15 protein-coding genes are annotated in these 20,272 nt (G+C 62.7%); 2 read left to right on the plus strand and 13 right to left on the minus strand.

Annotated elements, in window-relative coordinates; translation table 11 throughout:
• Window positions 1-4: 4 nt before the first annotated feature.
• The 5 genes from ACEN42_RS25345 to ACEN42_RS25365 form a co-directional block, all read right to left on the minus strand.
• On the minus strand, window positions 5-1,171 hold the full coding sequence (locus ACEN42_RS25345; RefSeq protein ID WP_371884727.1) for a glycosyltransferase family 4 protein: 1,167 nt from the start codon (window positions 1,169-1,171) through the stop codon (window positions 5-7).
• Window positions 1,168-2,241, minus strand: a complete 1,074-nt coding sequence (locus ACEN42_RS25350; RefSeq protein WP_187606940.1) for an SDR family oxidoreductase — start codon at window positions 2,239-2,241, stop codon at window positions 1,168-1,170. The genes ACEN42_RS25345 and ACEN42_RS25350 overlap by 4 nt, the downstream gene beginning before the upstream one ends.
• Window positions 2,234-3,445, minus strand: a complete 1,212-nt coding sequence (locus ACEN42_RS25355) for a glycosyltransferase family 4 protein (protein WP_250486440.1) — start codon at window positions 3,443-3,445, stop codon at window positions 2,234-2,236. Before ACEN42_RS25355 ends, ACEN42_RS25350 begins: the two co-directional genes overlap by 8 nt.
• A 115-nt stretch (window positions 3,446-3,560) precedes the next feature.
• Window positions 3,561-4,838 (minus strand): Vi polysaccharide biosynthesis UDP-N-acetylglucosamine C-6 dehydrogenase TviB, encoded by a 1,278-nt coding sequence (gene tviB / locus ACEN42_RS25360; RefSeq protein ID WP_371884728.1) that lies wholly within the window; start codon window positions 4,836-4,838, stop codon window positions 3,561-3,563.
• A gap of 94 nt (window positions 4,839-4,932) precedes the next feature.
• Window positions 4,933-7,173 carry a polysaccharide biosynthesis tyrosine autokinase gene (locus tag ACEN42_RS25365; RefSeq protein ID WP_371884729.1) on the minus strand — a complete coding sequence of 747 codons (2,241 nt, stop codon included), beginning with the start codon at window positions 7,171-7,173 and terminating at the stop codon, window positions 4,933-4,935.
• 782 nt (window positions 7,174-7,955) lie between these two features.
• On the opposite strand from ACEN42_RS25365, the gene ACEN42_RS25370 reads away from it, so the two are divergent.
• Window positions 7,956-9,086, plus strand: coding sequence for a glycosyltransferase (locus ACEN42_RS25370; RefSeq protein WP_371884730.1), 1,131 nt, complete (start codon window positions 7,956-7,958; stop codon window positions 9,084-9,086).
• Window positions 9,087-9,522: 436 nt separating this feature from the next.
• Here the strand turns inward: ACEN42_RS25370 and asnB are convergent, their stop codons facing one another.
• The 8 genes from asnB to ACEN42_RS25410 form a co-directional block, all read right to left on the minus strand.
• Window positions 9,523-11,544, minus strand: coding sequence for an asparagine synthase (glutamine-hydrolyzing) (asnB, locus tag ACEN42_RS25375; RefSeq protein ID WP_371884731.1), 2,022 nt, complete (start codon window positions 11,542-11,544; stop codon window positions 9,523-9,525).
• 46 nt (window positions 11,545-11,590) lie between these two features.
• Entirely contained in the window at window positions 11,591-12,724 is a 1,134-nt protein-coding gene (locus ACEN42_RS25380) for a glycosyltransferase family 4 protein (protein ID WP_371884732.1), read from the minus strand.
• A gap of 271 nt (window positions 12,725-12,995) precedes the next feature.
• A complete protein-coding gene (locus tag ACEN42_RS25385) occupies window positions 12,996-14,336 on the minus strand; it encodes a hypothetical protein (RefSeq protein ID WP_238294869.1) in 1,341 nt (446 codons plus the stop codon).
• 331 nt (window positions 14,337-14,667) lie between these two features.
• Window positions 14,668-14,856 (minus strand): hypothetical protein, encoded by a 189-nt coding sequence (locus ACEN42_RS25390; RefSeq protein ID WP_187606947.1) that lies wholly within the window; start codon window positions 14,854-14,856, stop codon window positions 14,668-14,670.
• Between the two features lie 459 nt (window positions 14,857-15,315).
• Window positions 15,316-15,444, minus strand: coding sequence for a hypothetical protein (locus tag ACEN42_RS25395; protein ID WP_255503871.1), 129 nt, complete (start codon window positions 15,442-15,444; stop codon window positions 15,316-15,318).
• A gap of 208 nt (window positions 15,445-15,652) precedes the next feature.
• Window positions 15,653-16,168 (minus strand): NUDIX domain-containing protein, encoded by a 516-nt coding sequence (locus ACEN42_RS25400; RefSeq protein ID WP_371884733.1) that lies wholly within the window; start codon window positions 16,166-16,168, stop codon window positions 15,653-15,655.
• A 264-nt stretch (window positions 16,169-16,432) separates the two neighbouring features.
• Window positions 16,433-18,541, minus strand: a complete 2,109-nt coding sequence (locus ACEN42_RS25405; protein ID WP_371884734.1) for a phosphocholine-specific phospholipase C — start codon at window positions 18,539-18,541, stop codon at window positions 16,433-16,435.
• Between the two features lie 29 nt (window positions 18,542-18,570).
• On the minus strand, window positions 18,571-18,840 hold the full coding sequence (locus ACEN42_RS25410; RefSeq protein ID WP_371884735.1) for a hypothetical protein: 270 nt from the start codon (window positions 18,838-18,840) through the stop codon (window positions 18,571-18,573).
• Between the two features lie 134 nt (window positions 18,841-18,974).
• On the opposite strand from ACEN42_RS25410, the gene ACEN42_RS25415 reads away from it, so the two are divergent.
• Window positions 18,975-20,243, plus strand: a complete 1,269-nt coding sequence (locus ACEN42_RS25415) for a YbfB/YjiJ family MFS transporter (protein WP_371884736.1) — start codon at window positions 18,975-18,977, stop codon at window positions 20,241-20,243.
• Window positions 20,244-20,272: the final 29 nt, after the last annotated feature.

Raw genomic sequence — 20,272 nt, forward strand, 5'->3', positions numbered from 1 at the left:
CTCCTCATCGTTCGACAACGGGCACGCGCAGGTCCGCGCGCAGCGGAACCTTCACGCCGGACTCTTCGAACACCTCCTGCCACAGCGCGATGGTCTTCGGCAGCGCGAAGGTGTCGTTGACCGAGGTCGCGCACAGCGCCATGCGATGACGCTCGGCGTCATCCCGCATCAGCGTTTCGAGCGACTTCGCGAGCGCATTGGAATCACCGACGGGATTCACGAGCAGGCCGTTCGTGCCGTGCGTGACGATCACGCGCGGCCCGGAATCGCAGTCGTAGCTCACGGCCGCGCAGCCGCTCGCCATCGCTTCGACGAGCGTCATCGAGAAGCCTTCGAAGTGCGAGCTCAGCACGTAGAGATCCGCGCGTTCGTACCAGTCCGCGACGTTGCCCGCGCGGCCCGGCAGAAACACGCGGCCGTGCAGCTTCGCCTCCTCGACGCGCCGTTCGAGGCTCGCGCGCGCAAGGCCTTCGCCGACGATCACGAGGTCCCATTGCGGCAGCGAGCCGGCAATTTTCCTGAACGCGTCGATGAGACTGTCGAAGCCCTTTTCCGGCGACAGCCGGCCGACTGCGAGCAACACACGCCGCTCGTCGCCGACGACGCTGCGCGGCTCGATCATCGGATTCGTTTTCGCGATCGGCAGCGTGAACGGCGGCGGAATCACTTTCACGTCGGTGCAGCGGCAATGCGTTTCGATCCATTCGCGGGTTTCGTCGGTGAGCGCGACGACCTTGTCCGCGAAGCGATACGTGAGAAGCCGCAGACGTTCCCAGAACGGCGTGAGCGGCGCTCTCGGCGGATGCGTGTGCTCGCTCGCGATGATCTTGTACGGCAAGCCGATGCCCGCGAGGACGGCGAGCACGTTGGCGGTCGCCATGACGCCGAGCGCGACCGTCGGCTTCGTCTCGCGCAGCACCTTGCGGAAGGCGAGCACGCGCTTCAGGTTCGACAGCGCCGTGCGCAGCACGCCGCCGCCTTCGACGCCGCCCGCAAGCCCCAGCTCGATGCGCTTCACGCCCGGATGGAACGGATAGACGTCGCCTTCACCGGCTGTCAGCGTGACGACGGTCACTTCCCAGCCGAGCGCCGCCCACTCGTTCGCGAGATTGGCGGTGACGCGCTCCGCGCCGCCGCCGTGCATCGAGTAGATGAAAACGACGATCTTCATGCGGTCCTCGTCGCCATTTCGGCTTCGGCCGGCTCGAGCCGCCGCCCGGAAAGGAAGCGGATGTACCAGGGCATCGCGATCGCGAGACCGTCGGCGAGCGCAATGGCGTTCGCGTAGCCGAGCAACTGCGCGGCCTTGTCGACGTTGGCCTGCGAATGGCGCACGTCGCCGGCGCGAAACGGCGCGTACACCGGGCTGCCGTCGTTCAGCACGCCGTTCTCGGCGAGCACGCGCTTCAGACCGTCATAGAGCTGATTGAGCGTCGTGCGATCGCCGACCGCGACGTTATAGACCTGGTTGCGCGCCTCGGCGTCCGACAGCGCCGCGAGGATGTTCATCTGCACGACGTTGTCGATGAAGCAGAAATCGCGGCTCGTTTCGCCGTCGCCGTTGATGGTCACCTGCTCGTCGTCGATGAGCGCGGCGGTCCACTTCGGAATCACGGCCGCATAGGCGCCGTCCGGGTCCTGGCGCTTGCCGAACACGTTGAAGTAACGCAAGCCGATGGCGTTCAGGCCATACGTGCGCGCGAATACCGATGCGTACAGTTCGTTCGCGTACTTCGTCACCGCGTAGGGCGAAAGCGGCTGGCCGATGCGATCCTCGACTTTCGGCAGGCCCGGATGATCGCCGTAGGTCGAGCTCGACGCCGCGTAGGTGAAGCTCTCCACCTTCGCGTCGCGCGCGGCGACGAGCATGTTCAGAAAACCGCTGATGTTCACTTCGTGCGTCGTGATCGGGTCGTTCACCGAGCGCGGTACCGAGCCGAGCGCCGCTTCGTGCAGCACGTGGGCGGCGCCCTTCACCGCGGCGCGGCAATCGTCGAGATTGCGGATGTCGCCTTCGATGAAGCTGAAACGGTCCCATTGCGCGGGCGTCACGAGCGAGCGCACTTCGTCGAGATTGCGCTGATGGCCCGTCGCGAAGTTGTCGAGCCCGACCACTTCCTGATCGAGCTTCAGAAGCGCTTCGAGCAGGTTCGAGCCGATGAACCCGGCGACGCCGGTGATCAGCCACTTGCGCGGGGTGCGCGTCAGTTGCTGGCGGATCGATTCGTAACGATCAGACATGAAAGTCTCCAAGATTACCGACGGGCGCGGCGTGTTCGCGGCGCTCGCCTTCTATCGCGATCGAGGGCACCAGCTCGCGATACACGGCCAGCGTCTTCTCGATGACGATGCGTTCGTCGAAATTCTTCAGTGCCTTTTCCCGCGCGGCGAGGCCCAGCTTTCTCGCGAGCGCGCGGTCGTCGTCGAGCTGGCGGATCGCGTCAGCGAGCGCGCTGGCATTGCGCACCGGGACCTGCAAGCCATCCACGCCCGACTCGCTGACCACTTCGCGGCAGCCCGGCGCATCCGTCGTGATCAGCGGCAGCGCGCAGCCAGCGGCCTCGATCAACGCTTTCGGCAAGCCTTCGCGATAGCTCGGCAGCACCATCACATCCACTTCGGCGAAGAGCTTCGGCATGTCGCTCACATGACCGAGCCATTCGACGAGCCCTTCCTTCACCCAGCCCTGCACCATCGCCGTGCTCACCGACGCCGGATTGCCGTCATCGGGCGAGCCCGCGAGGAGGAAGCGCACGGTGCGATTCTCGCGCCGCAGCATGCGCGCCGCCTCCACATATTCCTCGATGCCCTTGTCCCACACGAGCCGCGCCGCGAGCAGGATGCGCAGCGGCTTGACCGCGTCCTCGGGCGACTCTTCGCGCACCTTGAAGCGCGTCAGATCGACGCCCGATCCCTTGATGAGGCGGATCCCCTTCGACTCGACGATGCGCGCGGCTTCGAACAGCTTGATGTCGTCCGGATTCTGCAGGACGAGAATGCTGTCGCGGCCGTTCAGCGCCGTGCGCATCACCTGGCGTACGACCGGCTTCAGGATACGCGCCTTGAGGTCGCGGCTCGTGAAGACGTAGCCCATGCCCGCGACCGCGTTCACGCGCGCGGGGACGCCGGCGAGCTTGCTCGCGAACGAGCCGTACACCGCGCTCTTGATCGTGAAGCCGTGCACGAGCTGCGGCTTTTCGCGCCGGAAGAAGCGCGCGAGCCACAGCACGAGCGCCAGTTCGCGAAGCGGATTCAGGCTGCGACGGTTCATCGGCACCGCGTGCCAGCGAAAACCGAGATCGCGCAGCTTCGGGCCGTATTCGCCGTCCGGTGATAACAGAATGACTTCGAAACCCGCATCGCGCAGTTTGCGAGCGAACGAAAGGCGAAAGTTAAATAGATACCAATCGGTGTTGGCGTACAGAACTACCTTGGGCATCTTCATTGCGAACTCCGAAGGTCCGGTTGACATCGCCGCGGGCAACCCCCGAATTTTCGGGAGCCGAACCGCGGCGATGTTGTGCGACGGCCTGCATCGGCTGACCCGATGCCACCGAGCTTCAGAGACGCATGTCGCTCGCCTCGGGCGGCAGGATGTACTTGAGGTCGCACAGCACGTGCTTCGCCTTGCCGTAGGCGTGGATGCCATCCGCGCCTTCATCGGCGAACTGGCGGTGCGCCACGGCGAGCACGATCGCGTCGTAGACGCCCTTCGCCGGCTGGTCGATCGGATCGATGCCGTACTCGTGATGCGCCTCTTCCTTCGACACCCACGGGTCGTACACGTCGACCTGGACGCCGTATTCCTTGAGGTCGGCGATGATGTCGACCACGCGCGTGTTGCGCAGGTCCGGGCAGTTCTCCTTGAAGGTGAGGCCCATGATGAGCACGCGCGCGCCCGAGATGGCGATTTCGCGCTTGGTCATCGTCTTCACGAGTTGCGAGACGACGTAGTTGCCCATGCTGTCGTTCAGACGGCGCCCGGCAAGAATGATCTCCGGGTGATAGCCGATCGCCTGCGCCTTGTGCGTCAGGTAATACGGGTCCACGCCGATGCAGTGGCCGCCGACAAGGCCCGGGCGGAACGGGATGAAGTTCCACTTCGTGCCGGCCGCGAGCAGCACCGATTCGGTATCGATATTCATCTTGTTGAAGATGATCGAGAGTTCGTTGATGAGCGCGATATTGACGTCGCGCTGCGTGTTCTCGATCACCTTGGCCGCTTCAGCGACACGGATGCTGCTCGCCTTGTGCGTGCCCGCGGTGATGATCCCGCGATACAGCTCGTCGACGAAATCGGCCACTTCGGGCGTCGAGCCGGACGTGACCTTCTTGATGTCCGGCAGACGGTGCGATTTGTCGCCCGGATTGATCCGCTCCGGGCTGTAGCCCACGAAGAAGTCCTCGTTGAACTTCAGGCCCGACATCTTCTCGAGCACGGGCACGCATTCTTCCTCGGTCGCGCCGGGATAAACCGTCGATTCATAGATGACGACATCGCCCTTCTTCAGCACGCTGCCGATGGTCGTCGACGCACCGATCAGCGGCGAGAGGTCCGGACGCTTGTAGTGATCGATCGGCGTCGGCACGGTGGCGATGAAGACCGTGCAGTTGCGCAGATCTTCGACTTCGGCGCTGTACTGCATCAACGTCGCGGAGGCCAGCTCGGCATCGTCGACTTCGAGCGTCACATCGCGGCCTTCCTTCAGCGCGTTGATGCGCGCGCGGTTGATATCGAAGCCCACGACAGGATGACGCTTGCCAAATTCGACGGCTAGCGGCAGGCCGACATAACCCAGGCCCACGATGCCGAGTTTCAACTCTTGCGGCGAGAACATATTCACTTCTCCTCGTTATACGACTCAGGACGTTTATTTAGTACTACTTTTTGATTCGGGGTCCAGCACGAGTGTATGCCGGATGAGTCAGGCTCTAGCCTTCGTTGTCGGCCTTGTAGGCAGCGTAGGCGTAGCCGCCGTACTGACGCGCCTGGGCGTAGTTGCCGTAATGCACCTTGAAGCCGTTGAGCAGCACGCCGGTCACGCTTGCGCCCGACTGTTCAAGCCGCTTCACGGACTCCGAGATTTCCCCGGAGCGCGTATCCCCATAACGCGCAACCAGGAAGATCGAACCCGCGACGGGCGCCATGATCGCCGTGTCCGACACCGCCAGGATGGCCGGTGCGTCGAGCAGCACGATGTCGTAGTTCTCCGATGCGCGGCTCACCGATTCCGTGAACGCGTCCGACAGAAGCAGTTCGGCCGGGTCCGGCGGATAGAAGCCGCTCTGCACGAAGTCGAGGTTGTTCAGCACCGAGCGATGCACGGTTTCTTCGAGCGTGCTGGAGCCGTTGACGATATCCACGAGCCCCTTGCCGCGCGGCAGGCCGAAGTACTGGTTCAGGTGGCCGCGGCGCAGGTCGCAATCGACGAGCAGCACGCGCTTGCCGCCGGCGGCCAGGAGCGTCGCCAGATTCGCCGACACGAACGACTTGCCGATACCCGGCAGCGGACCCGCCAGCATCACGACGTTGTTCGGCGCATCCATCAGCGCATAGTGCAGGGACGAGCGCATCATGCGCAGGCCTTCCACGGCCGGGTCGGTCGGATAACGCGAGGCGAGCGCGAGCTGTTCCGGCCGCTTGTCGGCGATACGCTTCGCGAGTTCCTTCTGGCGCTCGCTGTCCGGAATGGTCGCGAATACCGAAAGACCCGTCTTCGATTCCAGTTCCTTCGGATCGAGCACGCCCTTGAACAGGAAGTCGCGAGCGAAAGCCAGCACGATGCCGATGAACAGTCCGATACCTGCCGCGATCACGAGCACCAGCGCCTTGACCGGCTTGACGGGACGCTCGGGCACTTCGGCGCGGTCGAGCAGTTCTACGGTCGGCACGCGGCCAGCCCGGATGAGGCGCATCGTTTCGATGTTGTTGCGCAACGCCGAATAGACATCGGTGCTCACACGCACGTCGCGTTGCAGGCGCAGCGCGCCCTGCTCGGCCGCCGGCATCGCCTTGACGCGCGCCGCGAGGTCGTTGATGTACTTCTCGGTCGCCGCGATCTGCTGATCGATCACCACCACGCTCGGATGCGACGGCGAGAAGTGAACGGCCAGGTCGGAACGGCGGCGCTTCAGGTCGAGCAACTGCGCGTCCGCCTGCGAAGCCTGCTGCATGACGATGCGGCCTTCTTCGTCCGGATTGAACATCGTCCGGCTGTTGCGATACGCGTTGTAGTTGTCCTCGGCCGATTCCATCTGACGTTTGGCGTCGGGAAGCTGCTGCTCGAGATATTCGAGCGACTTCTCGGCGTTGATCCCGCGACGATCGGCGTTCTGCCGGATGTACATCTGCGAGAGTTCGTTGATGGTCGCCGCGACGAGCACCGGGTCCTTGCCTTCCAGCGACGTGCTGATCACGCCCGACTTGTTGCCTTGCTCGGCGATCGTCAGCGAGTTCTGCAGGCGATTGATGGCGGACACGCGTGAATTACGGGTGAGATCGAATTCGACGCCCTTTTCGCCATGAATGAAACCGACGAGCAGCGAGATCGGACCTGCTTCCGTATCGAAGCGCTGCACGGTGCCGGTCTGGCCGCCGACGCCCGTTTCGATGCCCGGGCCGCGAACCTGATACTGGCCGTTGCCGAGATAGCGCAGCGTGTATTCCTGGCCTTCGAACTTCTTCGGCACGTCGAACGCGGACACGTCGATCGATTCGGCGCCCCACGCGTAACCGCCGCGACCGAACAGACCCGGCGTGGACGTTTCGTCGGTGGTGCGCGCGATCATCCCGCCAATCAGCGGGAAGCGATGCGGCGCGGCCTGGATATACAGCTTGAGCGCATCGACGACGGGACCGAGCACGAACTTCGAGCCGATGACCTGGATCTCGCCTTCGGCCGTCGCCCGCTGGTCGAACATCGAGGCCGCGGTCCTCACCATGTCGCGTGAGTCGGTCGGCGGCGCGCTGCTCGAGTCGTCGACCCGGACGAGCATGCCTGCCTGATAAATCGGCGCGGAGAAATACGCGTACACCACCCCGATGCTGAAGACGACCGCCACGGTCGTCGCGATCATCTTCCAGTGACGGCCCAGCGTTTCGAGAATCGACGTGAGCTCGATCTCTTTGTCGGTCTCGGCCGTTACGGCTGACGCCTGATTTTTAACTTTCATGGAACGTCTCGTTACAGGCTCTTATGGGACCGGCGCGCGGTATGCGCACCGGATGCGGATCGAAACACTTGCAGCGCACCCAAAAGGGCGCAAACACCATTTCCTTATTCTTGAATTCAGGCCGGCATTCAGGGCCGTTAATATCCCGCCCCGGCATTGCAGTCGTATTGAAACACACGACTCAAAAAAAGAGAAATTCCCAAAGACGATTTTTGTTGTTTATCGAACCTTTCAACGCGGCCGAGTGTTCTATAACCCACTTTTAAGAATTTATTGAGTATGCGGGCCATTTGAGCAAATCGAAAATTATCACAACGGGTCTTGTTGTATGCGCGGCACCGCACATATAATTGCTTTTAATCGAACTGCTAATTTTATGAAGAAAGCCGGTTTAGCCGGGGTTCGATTTCCGGACATTTTTTCGCCTACCGGTGAGGCTCCTTCCGGCCTATGCTAGGCATAGAGACAGCCCCACGCGCTCCCTCCGTGGCAAAACGTACCGACCCCCCAAAAATCTGCGTGCGAAGGTGGGCTTGCGCACCGACTACGCGCGATTCTTTTAAAACGGATTTTAAGTCCTTTATATGAAAATCGTGTTTTTATGGGATATTAAAATCGCGTTTGTATGAATAATCGGGGGAAGTCCCAATATAATCCCGGTAGGCTCGGTTTCACACATTAAAGCGCCATAAATGCGTGGACAATGACAGGGGTTGTACCTACCATACGCTTTCGGGTTTTGATATTCGAAAAGAGATGCGCCCTCTTCGTGAGTGAAAAAAATGTTAAACCTTGCGCTTGGCTTCATCAGTTCTTTCTGCATGACGCTACTTATAGTTCGATTCGCGGGGCGCTACGGGGCGCTCTCCCTGGATCATGATTTGAACGGGGTTCAGAAGAATCATTCTCATCCGGTCCCCAGGATCGGCGGCATCGCATTGATGGTCGCGGCTTGCGTGACCTTTCCCATCGCCGCGATTTTCGGGGGAAATCCTCGCGACGAATCCCTGCTGCTGCTGCTCTGTGCGGCGCCGGCATTCGGAAGTGGCGTAATCGAGGATTTGACGAAGCGCGTCAGCGTCCGTGCGCGGCTTCTGAGTGCGATGCTGGCGGCGCTCCTCGGCGCGTTCCTGCTCAACGGCGTGGTCGGCCGTGTGGATCTGCCGCTCGTCGATCCGATTCTTTCCGTCGCGCCCATCGCGATCGGCCTGACGGTGCTGGCGGTCGCGGGGCTCACCAACGCTGTCAATATCATCGATGGTTTCAACGGACTCGCTGCGGTCGTGTCGATTCTGATCTTCGGCTCGATCGGTTATGTCGCGCATGAAGTCGGCGATCTGCTCGTGATGAGCACTGCGCTCACGATGATCGGCGCGATCGGCGGCTTCGCGATCTGGAACTATCCGGCTGCGTCGATTTTCCTCGGTGACGGTGGCGCGTACTTCATCGGCTTCACGATCGCGGAGCTGCTCGTGCTGCTGGTCGCCCGGCACCCGACCGTCTGCGCGTGGTATGCGATGGTCGTCGCGATCTATCCGCTCTTCGAAACGCTGTTCTCGATCTACCGCCGCAGGATCGTACGCGGCAGGCCGGTCGGCGCGCCTGACGGCATCCACCTGCACACGCTGATCTTCAAGCGCATCGTGCGCAAAGGAAGCGATCCGCGACAGCGCCAGCGCAGAAACGCACGCACGTCGCCGTATCTGTGGGTGCTGAGCATGATCGGCATCGTGCCGGCCTCGCTCTTCTGGCACAACCCGGTGGTGCTCGCGGTGACGGCGGTCGTGTTCGTCGTCGCGTACGTCTGGCTGTACACCGCGATCGTGCGGTTCAAGACGCCGCGCTGGCTCGTGGGCAGCAGACAGGCCGTCGTTCCCGCCGCCGTGCCCGAGCAGACGACGCATCACAAGTAAATCGAAGTCACGCGATTCCGGCGCGATGCGCGCCGGAGATGGCAGAAAGACGAAAGGCCCTGGTCGATACGACCGGGGCCTTTTCGCGTTGGGCTTTGGGCTTTGGGCTTTGGGCTTTGGGCTTTGGGCTTTGGGCTTTGGGCTTTGGGCTTTGGGCTTTGGGCTTTGGGCTTTGGGCTTTGGGCTTTGGGCTTTGGGCTTTGGGCTTTGGGCTTTGGGCTTGCCGTCATGTGCCTTTATCGCTTTGGGGCGGCCGTTATGAGTCGCGCATCGGCATACTCTCTCCGCTCATATCCGACCGCCGTGAAACGCGATACGACTACGGCGCGTCGATCGCAGGAGTCCGCGCACAAAGAAAAAAGGCCCTGGTCCATTAGACCAGGGCCTTTCGCTATAAACATCGTCATGAGCGGCGCGTGAGCGCCGCCCGGCGATATCAGCCTGCCATGCCGGCGAGATCCGCCGTGGGGGACGTGAAGAGCGGGATCGACGAAGCGTTCTGATGCTCGAGCCACTGCTGGAACATCAGCACGTTCCACAACTGCCGATGCCAGTTCTGCTCGCCCGACAGATGCTGTTGCCATTTCGCCCGCACCATCTCCGGATCGAAGAAGCCCTCGCGACGCAGCCGCGATTCGTCGAGCAGCGCTTCAGCCCAGTCGCGCAGCTCGCCGCGCAGCCAGTGCGTGATCGGCACGCCGAAGCCCTGCTTGGGCCGCTCGATCATCGCGCGCGGCACATGACGATAGAGCACCTGGCGCAGCGCCCATTTGGTTTGCCCGTCGCGCACCTTCATCGATTGCGGCAGGCGCCACGCGAACTCCACGACACGATGATCGAGGAACGGCACGCGCGTTTCGAGCGAGACGCCCATCGCGGCGCGATCGACCTTCGTGAGAATGTCGTCGGGCAGATAGGTGATCATGTCGAGCGCCATCATGCGCTGCACGTCGTCGAGGCCGGTGAAGGCGGGCGCGTTGCCGGTCATCAGCGTGGGCGGCTGATGACCGCCGATCACGAGCGCTGCCGGGTCGTTCCATTGCGACATCAGATGCAGATACACCTCGTCGCGCGACTGGCACGACAGCAGTTGCGCGCCCTTGTGGAGCTTGTCGCCGACCTTCACGCCGCGCAGGGACGACGGCAGTATCGGTTCCATCAGCCCGGCCATGCTGTTCCAGCGCTTCGGCGAAATCCCGACGATGCCCGATGCCGCCAGCTTGCGCAACGACGCCGGCAGCACCGTCATCTTGTCCCACATGTCCGGCGCGGTGCGGTAGCGCTGATAGCCGCAGAAGAGCTCGTCGCCGGCGTCGCCGGATAGCGACACCGTCACGTGTTGCCGGGCGAGTTGCGATACGAGGAACGTCGGGATCTGCGATGAATCCGCGAACGGTTCGTCGTAGAGTTCGGGCAGACGCGGAATGACATCGAGCGCTTCACGCGCCGTCACGTACAGCTCGGTATGTTCGGTGCCGAGATGCGCGGAGACGGCCTTCGCGAGCTTGGCTTCGTCGAAGTCGCTTTCGTTGAAGCCGATCGTGAACGTCTTCACCGGACGCGACGACTGCTTCTGCATCAACGCGACGATCGTCGACGAGTCCACGCCGCCCGAGAGAAACGCGCCGAGCGGCACGTCGGAGAGCATCTGCTGGCGGATCGCATCGCTGAGCAAGTGCTCCAGCTCTTCGACGGCGTCCTCGGCAGTGCCCGCAAAACCGCGCGCGGCGCCATTCACGGCCGCCTCGACGCCCGACCAGTAAGCCCAGATGCGCGGCTCACGCCTTTCGAGCGACACGGTGAGCATCTTGCCCGGTTCGAGCTTGTAGATGCCTTCAAAGATGGAATACGGCGCGGGCACGCAGCCGTGGCGAATCTGCAGCGTCAGCGCGCCGCGATCGACGTTGTTCTCGAACGCGGGATGCTCGCGCAGCCCTTTGAGTTCGGAACCGAACACGAACGCGGCTTCTTCGCCCTGCCCCTGCCACCCATAATAAAGCGGCTTTTCTCCGATCCGGTCGCGCGCAAGCGTGAGCTGGCATTCCTGCCGGTCCCACACGGCGAACGCGAACATGCCGACAGCACGTTCGATGGTCGCCTGAATGCCCCATGCATCGAAGCCGGCCATCAATGTTTCGGTATCCGAACTTCCGCGCCAGAAGGGCGCACGCTGCGTGTCTTCGAGTTCCTCACGCAGATCGAGATGGTTATAGATCTCGCCATTGAAGACGATCACATAACGGCCGCTGCCCGACGACATCGGCTGATGCCCCGCCGCCGAGAGATCCAGAATCGCCAGCCGGCGATGACCGAGCGCGATGCCGCGCAGATCATCGGTCCAGTCGCCCGCGTCGTCGGGTCCGCGATAGGCGATGGCAAGCGCCATCTTCCGGACCGTTGTCTTCGAGTCGCCCGGGCCGAAGCCGCGACCACCCAGAAAGCCGACGATACCGCACATGTTCGTTCTCCTTCAGATGCGGCCAGAGGCCACGCTTATGCGATGCTCACTTTTCTTGGACGAGCCGCAGGTAGATATCTTCGAAACGCTCGCGCGCGCGCATCATCGTGAATTCGGCGTGGATGCGCGCCTTCGCCATCTGGCCGAGACGGATACGCTCGTCGGGCGTCATGTCGACGACGCGGGACAGTCCGGCCGCGAGCGCGTCGGTGTTTTCCTTCGCGACGACCACGCCCGTGTTCGCGACGAGCATGGCCGCATCGCCGACGTCGGTGACGACGCATGGCAGCGCCATCGCCATCGCCTCGCCGACCACGTTCGGGAAGCCTTCCGTGCGCGACGAAAGACAGAACACGTCCATCGCCGACAGACACGCGGGCACGTCGCGCCGCTCGCCGAGCAACACGAAGCGCGACGCGAATCCCGTCTTCGCGATCCAGTCCGCGAGCTCGCGATTGCTCGCGTCGAGATCGCGGCCGACCATCATGAAGCGCACGTCGGGATGGCGCGCGGCGAGCATGCCCGCCGCGCGCACGAAATTCTCATGATCCTTCACGGGGTGAAAGCGCCCGAGAATGCCGACCACGACCGTGCCGTCCTCGAATCCGCATTGCTGGCGGATCGTGGCGCGTTGCTCGGGCGTCGCGGAAAGGCGCGCGACATCGAACCCGTTCGGCACGACCATCATGCGGCTCGCGTCATAACCGACCGACACGTGCGCCCGGCGCGATGCCTCGGCCGCGCACACGATCGCCTGCGGCACGGAGTACGAAAGCCATGCGCAGACCTTGCGCAACAGCACGGTCACGCGCGAGCCGCCCGATTTCACGTCGGTGGTGCGCACGCCCCACACGATGCGCTTGTGCGCCGCGAGCCGTCCCGCGAGTCCGCCGAGAAAGTCGGCGTGGTACATCCACGTCTGAATGATGTCGGGGCGCACCTTGCGAATCAGCTTGACGAGCTGCCATAACGCGCGCGGAAAGCCGAGCGGCGAACGCATGCCGAGGCTATGCACGTCGATGCCGCGAGCGGCCAGTTCTTCACCGACCTTGCCGGTCGTCGTGAGCGAGCAGACGACGTGACGAAACCGCGGATCTTCGATGTGCGACTCGATGAGGCGCTGAAGCATGCGTTCAGCGCCGTCCGCATTGAGCGCAACGATGACATGGAGAAGCTTCATGGTCCCGGCTGCCGTTTTTCTGCGATGGGCCCGTCCCCAGGCAACCGGCGCGCGCGCTGCTGGCGGAGATGCTGGTGTTGACGGGTGTGTTTTATGACGATGGGCTGCCTCGCCGGATGACCTGTGTGACGCGCGCGCAAAATATTGCCCGATGCGGCTTCCAGTCTCCGATGAGTCATCAATGTAAGCCGGCGCCCGTGGCACGCACTGTGCGACGCGCCACACGCCGGTTGTCTTGCCCGCGCGCGACTGGCCGCGGGCGCCGTTTGCGTCATGCGCGCCTCATCGGGCCGCGCCACGGATTCCATTTGCGAAGCTGCGTCTTCAGATCGATGACCGTGATTCCGCCGACCGCATTCCACGTGTGAAGTCCCTGATGGCCGCGCGGCGGCGTGCGAATCGACACGGTCCGTTCGGCGTAGGTCGTCGTCGTGAGTTCGGTGATCTCGCGGAACGTCAGCGCGGCGCCGTATTCGCGCTCGCAATTCTGCGCGGGACGGATCAGGCGGTTCTGTCCATCCTTGAACAGGTTGCCGGCCATGCGCGCGAGACGGCAGTCGGAGACGACCGGGTTCATCGGATGCGCGGTCCATTCGCCGAACGGGCTGTCGGAGTGGAAGATCGACAGTTCGTCCCAGTTCGATCCGCCGTCTTCGGTCATGCTCGTGAACATCCACCACGTCTTGCCGTCGTGATAGAGCGTCGTGTCGGCCGCGACGACGTCGCGCATGATGACCTTGTGCAGCACCCAGTCGGTCGGAAACGAGGCGGCGCGGTACATTTCGATCGTACGATTGCCGCACGTCTCCGGGATCATGAAGACCTCGCCTTCATGCTCGAAGAGAAACGGGTACGACAGGTGATAGCTCTTGTCGAGCACGACGCGCGGCGTCTCCTGCCACCTTTGCGTGACTGGATCGAACGCGATATGGCTGATCGTGCCGCGGTTCGTGTCGTAGGGAAGGCTCTCGAAGAACAGGTGATAGTCGCCGTTCTTGCCGCGCCAAAGGAACGGATCGGCGTGAAACTGCGACGTCATGCCGGGAAGCGTGACCCAGTTGCGGCTTTCGTCTCCTTCGACGCTGTTCTCCGCGCCCGTGCGACGATACGCCAGAACCCAATGCCCGCGCTGAATCAGCAGCTTGAGCGGCTGGTTCAGCACCTTGCGTCCGAGATGCCTCAACGCGAAACACGCCGACGTGAAAGCCGACAGACGCGCCGTCCGCGCCTTCGCCTTGACGAGCGGAAGATCACGAGGCGACGAGGCCGCCTCCAGACGCTTCTGCGCCCGCTCGACGAGAACGGCGACGCGCCGCAGACTCGTCTGCAGCGACTTCAGGAAGAAGAGCTTTTCCGGTATCGCGACATACGATTCCGCCAGCAGACGCATCTCGTCCGATTCGGGCGACTTCCATACGACCTGGATATGCGGAGTTCGGCATTGGAGCAGCGCTTTCCACAGCGCCTCGATGTTCTCGCAGCCGTCGTACAGGACCACGAGCGGTGCACGGGCATGAGAGGGGATCCGCGGTGTCTCGTCGGAGTCACCGTAGATCCGCTTTTCGACGCGCGTCCACCACTCGAGCACGGAAGGATATGCGGGTTGCGCCATTTCTTTTCCCTCAGACAGCAGCGATTTGCCAGCCGATCGCAGTTCCATCTTTAGCTAAACGCTTAACTGTCTTTATATGTTTTGTGGTCCGGCATTTGAAATGATGAACAGTCCATTTCATGTTGATGCCGGCGAAGAAAGACTAGAGTCTGGGGAATGTGCGTGCGGTGCGCTATCGCACACTGTTGCGACAGCTAATTAATGCGAGGGATTTGAACGGCTGTGCAGGAAATGCGGCGTTGCGTGATGATCGGCGGCTTGGCGGGAGGCTGCTTCGCCGATGGCGGCGGAGATCCTACCTTGTTGGTGGAGCAGGAAAATTTTTCGTGAATCAAGGCTCATCACGGCGCACGGCGACTTCGCGCCTGCGAAACCAGGTCTGCCGCTTGTGACCCGGCTCGCTCGTTTCATCTGCCTTATGTCTGGAAGAAGGCGAAAAGATAATTTCGAACACGGCCAGCAATGCAAGACCGATTATTGCGAAAAAAACAATTGCGCCTATAACACCGACTACTGACATGCTTCCTCCGCGCTCATCCGCGATGAATCAAGCATTAGATAAAACCCGTGGCTGAAAGTTTGACCGAATGACTTTGATTTATTTCTGATTATATCACATGGCTAATCGGCCGATTTCCACCACGCGACCTGCAGCATGATTTTCCGACGCATCCGGTGCGCGCAAATCCCTGAACAAATGGGTGAAAGCACGTCTGTTCCGACGACCGGCGGCGCAAGGAGCCATGCCCGGCGCGCTCCGCGGGACGCAGGCGTCGTGCACGTCACCCCGCGCCGTGCGACGGACGCGACCGCGATTAATCGAATTTCGATACGCGGTGTATTAATTATTGCGGCCAATTTTCGAAAGACAGTATTCCGCCATTCGAATGTCTTCAACTGATATACGACGTTTCTTCGACAGTCGGCCGCCTATTTGACCGACAATTAACCGGTCATTCGGCGATAAGAAGGCCCAAACTCACGCGAGGCGTTCTTTCTCCGTGGGTTTGTCGGATGTTGTCAAGAGAATGTCCGCGACCGCCAACAATGAGAGGCCCACCACGGCCACGAATCCGACGGTCCCGGCGAACATGCTGACGAGCTTCATGGTTTCCTCCGCCAATCAAAGGGCGAATGCCTCCGTTGCTCAAGGCTGCAACGGGCGCTCGGCGATACACGCACGAGCGCCCGCAAGCGTTTCAAACGGTAGCATAGGCGTAACTTCGCCGAAAAAGTATTCATTTCGCAGCGAAATACGCGCCCGCGCGGTTTGCGCAGACAAGAAATATCGTCAGTCGAAGGGAAACCGGTCCGCGCTAGCGGCCACGTCGGCTAAAGCCAGCCGCCACCTCCGACTCCGCGCCACCGTGACTCCACGCATGCCTCGGGGAATCACGGCCGCCGCCCATCGCACGCGTCAGGATGGCCCTGGTGCCGGGCGTCGCACTGACGTTCGCAAGCTGGCGCGCGTCGATCCACAACAATTCGTGGAATCTGGCGTCGGCTTTCGGCCGCACATGCACGTCGTCCGGTATCGCAATGCGAAAGACATGATGCAGATGATGCGCCGATACCTGCTGAAACAGAAAAGCGGCAGCACTCGCCTGCACCCCGGTGTCTTCGTGCAGCGCTCGGATCGCCGCAATAATCGTCAATTCGTCGAATGCTACCGCTCCGCCTGGCAGCAACCACGGTCCGCCACGCTCCCGGACCAGCAGCACTGACTGGTGACGAACCAGCAGCACTGTTGCTCGTTCTCTCATCCCCGTCTCCGTGTTGCACCCCAATTCGTTGTTGGATTTGATGGTGCGATACGACGAGCGGCGTGCCATTTTGATTTCACCGTCGCCCCGATCTTAAGCATGAACTGGCGTGCACGCTCGATCTTCACAGGCTTCGTTGCGCTTCGCAATGCGTGATGTCCCACGTATGTGCGCTGCCTGACGAGGCGGAATCGGAAAAAACGTCCGAGATGGCAGGAATGTCAGGGAGTGTGGTCGGGAGAAGATGCGTCCAACGCGCGGCCGTGCGCAAGTTTGGAATGCGCACGGCCGGCGATACCTACTACGTTGAGCAAGCCATTCTTGCAGTCGATGTCATTCGCCTAGCGCCGGATCGCTCATGCTGTCGCGTCCGGTCTCGACGTGCCCCGCGAGGCGCCGCAAGAACGCGCGATCGGTGTCGACCTTGATTTCGATGTCGTACCAGCCGTGGGCGTCACGCAGATCGAGGTAGACCTGCGCAGTGTCGCCACCGCGCACGCGCCGCGTGATGGTCTTCGACGGATCGTACGCATTGGTCACGCTGAAGGTGCACGCGGCCGTTCCGCGATTCACGAGCCGCAGTTGCAGATTGCCGTTGGCGACGTCGTAACCTTCCGCGACTTCCGGCGCGGCCTGTTCGCGCGACCACCAGCCGGATGACGGAGCGTCCGCCGTGCCCGCGATCCGCCGCAGAAATCCGTTCGGGCCGTGCACGACGAAGTCGAAGCTGCCGTCCGGATTCGCCGCGACGCGGTCCGCGAGACGCTTGCGCGCCTCGACCGTGTAGGTGCGCGGCGCATCGGCGCTCGCGTTGCGATAGAGCAGAAACGCCGCGCCCACGCCGCCGGTGTTGACGAAATCGAACGACACGGCGCCCTTCGACGGACGTGTGCGCACGAACAGCTCGTACGGCAACGCGCGCGCGGCGCGCACGCCGGGCTCCTGCTTCGGGATCGCCTGCGTAGTCGGCGGAACGGGCACGTAGTCCTGATGGCGCAACTTGTCGGGCGGCACGTAGCCGCTCGTGCCGGGCAGCGTGGGCATCGCGGTGTTCGGATTGCGGAAGTCGAACGCGGACGTCAGGTCGCCGCAGATCGCCCGGCGCCACGGCGAAATGTTCGGCTCGGCCAGACCATGCGCGCGGCCGAAGCGCTTCTGGATGAAGCGGATCACGGAAGTATGGTCGAAGGTTTCGGAGCACACCCAGCCGCCTTTGGACCACGGCGACACGACGAGCATCGGCACGCGCGCGCCAAGGCCATACGGACCGCTCGCGTATTTCGCGCTGCCCGGAAAAATCTCGGCGGTCGTATCGACGGTCGAAAGGCCGTTTGCGCTCGAAGTCGGCGGGAACGGCGGAACGAGGTGGTCGAAGAAGCCGTCGTTTTCGTCGTAGTTGATGAGGAGCGCTGTCTTGCTCCATACCTCCGGGTTCGACGTCAGCACCTGCAAGACCTGATCGATATACCAGGCGCCGTAGTTCGCGGGCCAGTTCGGGTGTTCCGAGAACGCTTCCGGCGCGACGATCCACGAGACCTGCGGCAGCGTGTTCGCTTGCACATCGCGCTTCAGAATCGCGAAGTAATCGTCGCCGACGGCCGCGTTCGTGCCGCGACGCGCCTTTTCGTAGAGCGGACTGCCGGGCTGCGCGTTCTGATATTGCGTGAAGTAGAGCAGCGAGTTGTCGCCGTAGTTGCCGATGTACGCGTCGTCGGTCCAGCCCCACGAATGCTTCGCGTCGAGTCCGGTGCCGATGTCCTGATAGATCTTCCACGAGATGCCCGCGCGCTCGAGCACTTCGGGAAACGTGGACCAGCCGTAGCCCGCTTCCGCGTTGTCGACGACCGGACCGCCGCCGGCGCCATCGTTGCCGACGTAGCCGGTCCACATGTAGTAGCGGTTCGGATCGGTCGATGTGTTCGTCGAGCAGTGATAGGCGTCGCAGATCGTGAAGGCGTCAGCGAGCTGATAGTGGAACGGGATATCGTCGCGTTGCAGATACGCCATTGTCGTCGTGCCCTTGAACGGCACCCACTGATCGTACAGACCGCCGTGGAATGCGCCCTGCCCGCTCACCCAGTCGTGCGGCAGATCCTGCAGGAACTGCAGGCCGAGGTTCGACGCGCCGGGATGAAACGGCAGCACTTCGCCCGCGCCGGCCGCGATCGGCTGGTTGAAAACGGGCTTGCCGCCCGGCAGCGTCACCGCGCTCTTGTCACCGAAGCCGCGCACGCCGCGCAAGGTGCCGAAGTAATGATCGAACGAACGATTCTCCTGCATCAGCACGACGATATGCTCGATGTCCTCGATCGATCCATGACGGTTGTTCGCGGGAATCGCGAGCGCCTGGCGAATGCCGAGCGGCATCACGTTCAGCGCGGCGGTCGCGCCTGCGGCCTCGACGGCCGCGCGCAGAAAATCACGACGGTTCTTGTTTTTCATTCGTTTCGCGGGGAAGTGAATAGGAAAGGTCAGTCCACCGTGTGAATCACGGGTGTTGCGAGCGGCTCCGACGCAACCCGTGCGACGGCGGCTCGCGCGGCTGGATCGGATGCGCCTGCCGTGGCTTGCTTCGCCCAGTCCTGAAGCTCGCTCGTTGCTTCTGTCGCGTTCGTCGCGCTCATGGCGGGTGTCGCGGACGGCTCGCTGGCCGTTTCCTGCCTGCCGCATCCGCAAACGATTGCGCAGACGCAAACGGCAAAACACGCCACCACGGCGTGGCGGCTCGGGACGATCGACATTGGGATTCTCCGGCGGGGTCGCGCATATCGATACAGCGCTGCGAAGCTTAGCCACGGCTTGTGTAAGCAATGTGACCGGTCCGCGATACCATAGACATGACAAGACGAATCGCCATCCAAAGGACGACAAGAGCGTGATACAGCACGACGATGCGAGCGGAGACCTTCGCGAGAGCAAGCCAGCCCATCCCAGCGGGATCGTCCACGAAGCCGATCGCAAACACGCGCTCTTGCTCGCGGTGGCGTTGTCGCTCGGCAGCGCCATCGCACTCGGGCTCGCGCGTTTTTCCTACGCGCTTCTTCTTCCGCCGATGCGACTCGACCTCGCGTGGAACTTCGCCCAGGCCGGCGCGATGAATACGGCGAACGCGTTCGGCTATCTGCTCGGCGCGCTCGCGTTCTCCCGGTTGTCGAGGCGGGTCGCCTCCCGGACGCTTTTCATCGCCGGTTGCGCGCTCACGGCCTTGCTGATGGCGGCGAGCGGCGCAACGACCGATACCAACGCCCTGCTCGTGCTGCGCGTCGCGACGGGCATCGGCAGCGCGCTCATCTTCGTGAGCGGCGGTGTGCTCGCTGCACGGCTTGCATCGATGTCGCCGCGCGACGCGGGACTCGTGATCGGCCTCTACTACGGCGGCACGGGCTGGGGCATCGTGATTTCGTCGGTAGTCGTTCCGCTCACGGTTTTGCCGGTTGCGCACGGCTGGCGCTTCGCGTGGTTCGCGCTCGCCGCGGCCTGCGCCGCGTTTTCCGGCATTGCGGTCTGGGCCGCGCGGCGGATCGAATCAGCACACCCGCTTTCATCGGCGCGTCACGGTGCGGAGTCCATATCCGGCGCGCCGGTGCAACGTCGGCGCTTCGCGCTCGCGCTCGCCGGATATGGATGCTTCGGCATCGGCTATATCGGCTACATGACGTTCATCGTCGCCCTGCTTCGCAATGCGGGCATGAAGGCGGAGGTGGTGAGCGGCTTCTACGTCCTTCTGGGTGTGGCGACGGTGGTATCGGCGCGGATGTGGTCCGGGCTGCTCGATCGCATGCGTGGCGGTCAGGCACTGGCGATCCTGAACGGCCTGCTCGCCGCGGCAACGCTCATTCCTGCGATGCTCGTGCATCCGCTGGCGGCATTCGTTTCGGGCACGCTGTTCGGTGCGACGTTTCTGTCGGCGGTGGCATCGACGACGGCGTTCGTGCGGCACAACCTGCCAGCGAATCAATGGCCGACGGGCATCAACGCATTCACGATCGTGTTCGCGTTGGGGCAGATCGTCGGGCCGGTGGTGATCGGGCGGGTGTCGGATAGCGCGGGGCTCACTCGCGGCCTCGTGTATTCCGCGCTCGTGCTCGTGGCGGGCGCGGTGCTCGCGGCGTGTCAGAAGCCGCTGAATGGGCCTGCCAGATGAGGCTGAAGGATATTTCGGATTCCAGATGA

The sequence above is a fragment of the Caballeronia sp. S22 genome, from assembly GCF_964261745.1.
GTDB classification, from domain to species: domain Bacteria; phylum Pseudomonadota; class Gammaproteobacteria; order Burkholderiales; family Burkholderiaceae; genus Caballeronia; species Caballeronia jiangsuensis.

Coding starts and splice junctions, on each gene's coding strand:
- ACEN42_RS25345 (WP_371884727.1), bottom strand. CDS start 1,171: ATGAAGATCGTCGTTTTCATCTACTCGATGCACGGCGGCGGCGCGGAG.
- ACEN42_RS25350 (WP_187606940.1), bottom strand. CDS start 2,241: ATGTCTGATCGTTACGAATCGATCCGCCAGCAACTGACGCGCACCCCG.
- ACEN42_RS25355 (WP_250486440.1), bottom strand. CDS start 3,445: ATGAAGATGCCCAAGGTAGTTCTGTACGCCAACACCGATTGGTATCTA.
- tviB (WP_371884728.1), bottom strand. CDS start 4,838: ATGTTCTCGCCGCAAGAGTTGAAACTCGGCATCGTGGGCCTGGGTTAT.
- ACEN42_RS25365 (WP_371884729.1), bottom strand. CDS start 7,173: ATGAAAGTTAAAAATCAGGCGTCAGCCGTAACGGCCGAGACCGACAAA.
- ACEN42_RS25370 (WP_371884730.1), top strand. CDS start 7,956: ATGTTAAACCTTGCGCTTGGCTTCATCAGTTCTTTCTGCATGACGCTA.
- asnB (WP_371884731.1), bottom strand. CDS start 11,544: ATGTGCGGTATCGTCGGCTTTCTGGGTGGTCGCGGCTTCGGCCCGGGC.
- ACEN42_RS25380 (WP_371884732.1), bottom strand. CDS start 12,724: ATGAAGCTTCTCCATGTCATCGTTGCGCTCAATGCGGACGGCGCTGAA.
- ACEN42_RS25385 (WP_238294869.1), bottom strand. CDS start 14,336: ATGGCGCAACCCGCATATCCTTCCGTGCTCGAGTGGTGGACGCGCGTC.
- ACEN42_RS25390 (WP_187606947.1), bottom strand. CDS start 14,856: ATGTCAGTAGTCGGTGTTATAGGCGCAATTGTTTTTTTCGCAATAATC.
- ACEN42_RS25395 (WP_255503871.1), bottom strand. CDS start 15,444: ATGAAGCTCGTCAGCATGTTCGCCGGGACCGTCGGATTCGTGGCCGTG.
- ACEN42_RS25400 (WP_371884733.1), bottom strand. CDS start 16,168: ATGGCACGCCGCTCGTCGTATCGCACCATCAAATCCAACAACGAATTG.
- ACEN42_RS25405 (WP_371884734.1), bottom strand. CDS start 18,541: ATGAAAAACAAGAACCGTCGTGATTTTCTGCGCGCGGCCGTCGAGGCC.
- ACEN42_RS25410 (WP_371884735.1), bottom strand. CDS start 18,840: ATGTCGATCGTCCCGAGCCGCCACGCCGTGGTGGCGTGTTTTGCCGTT.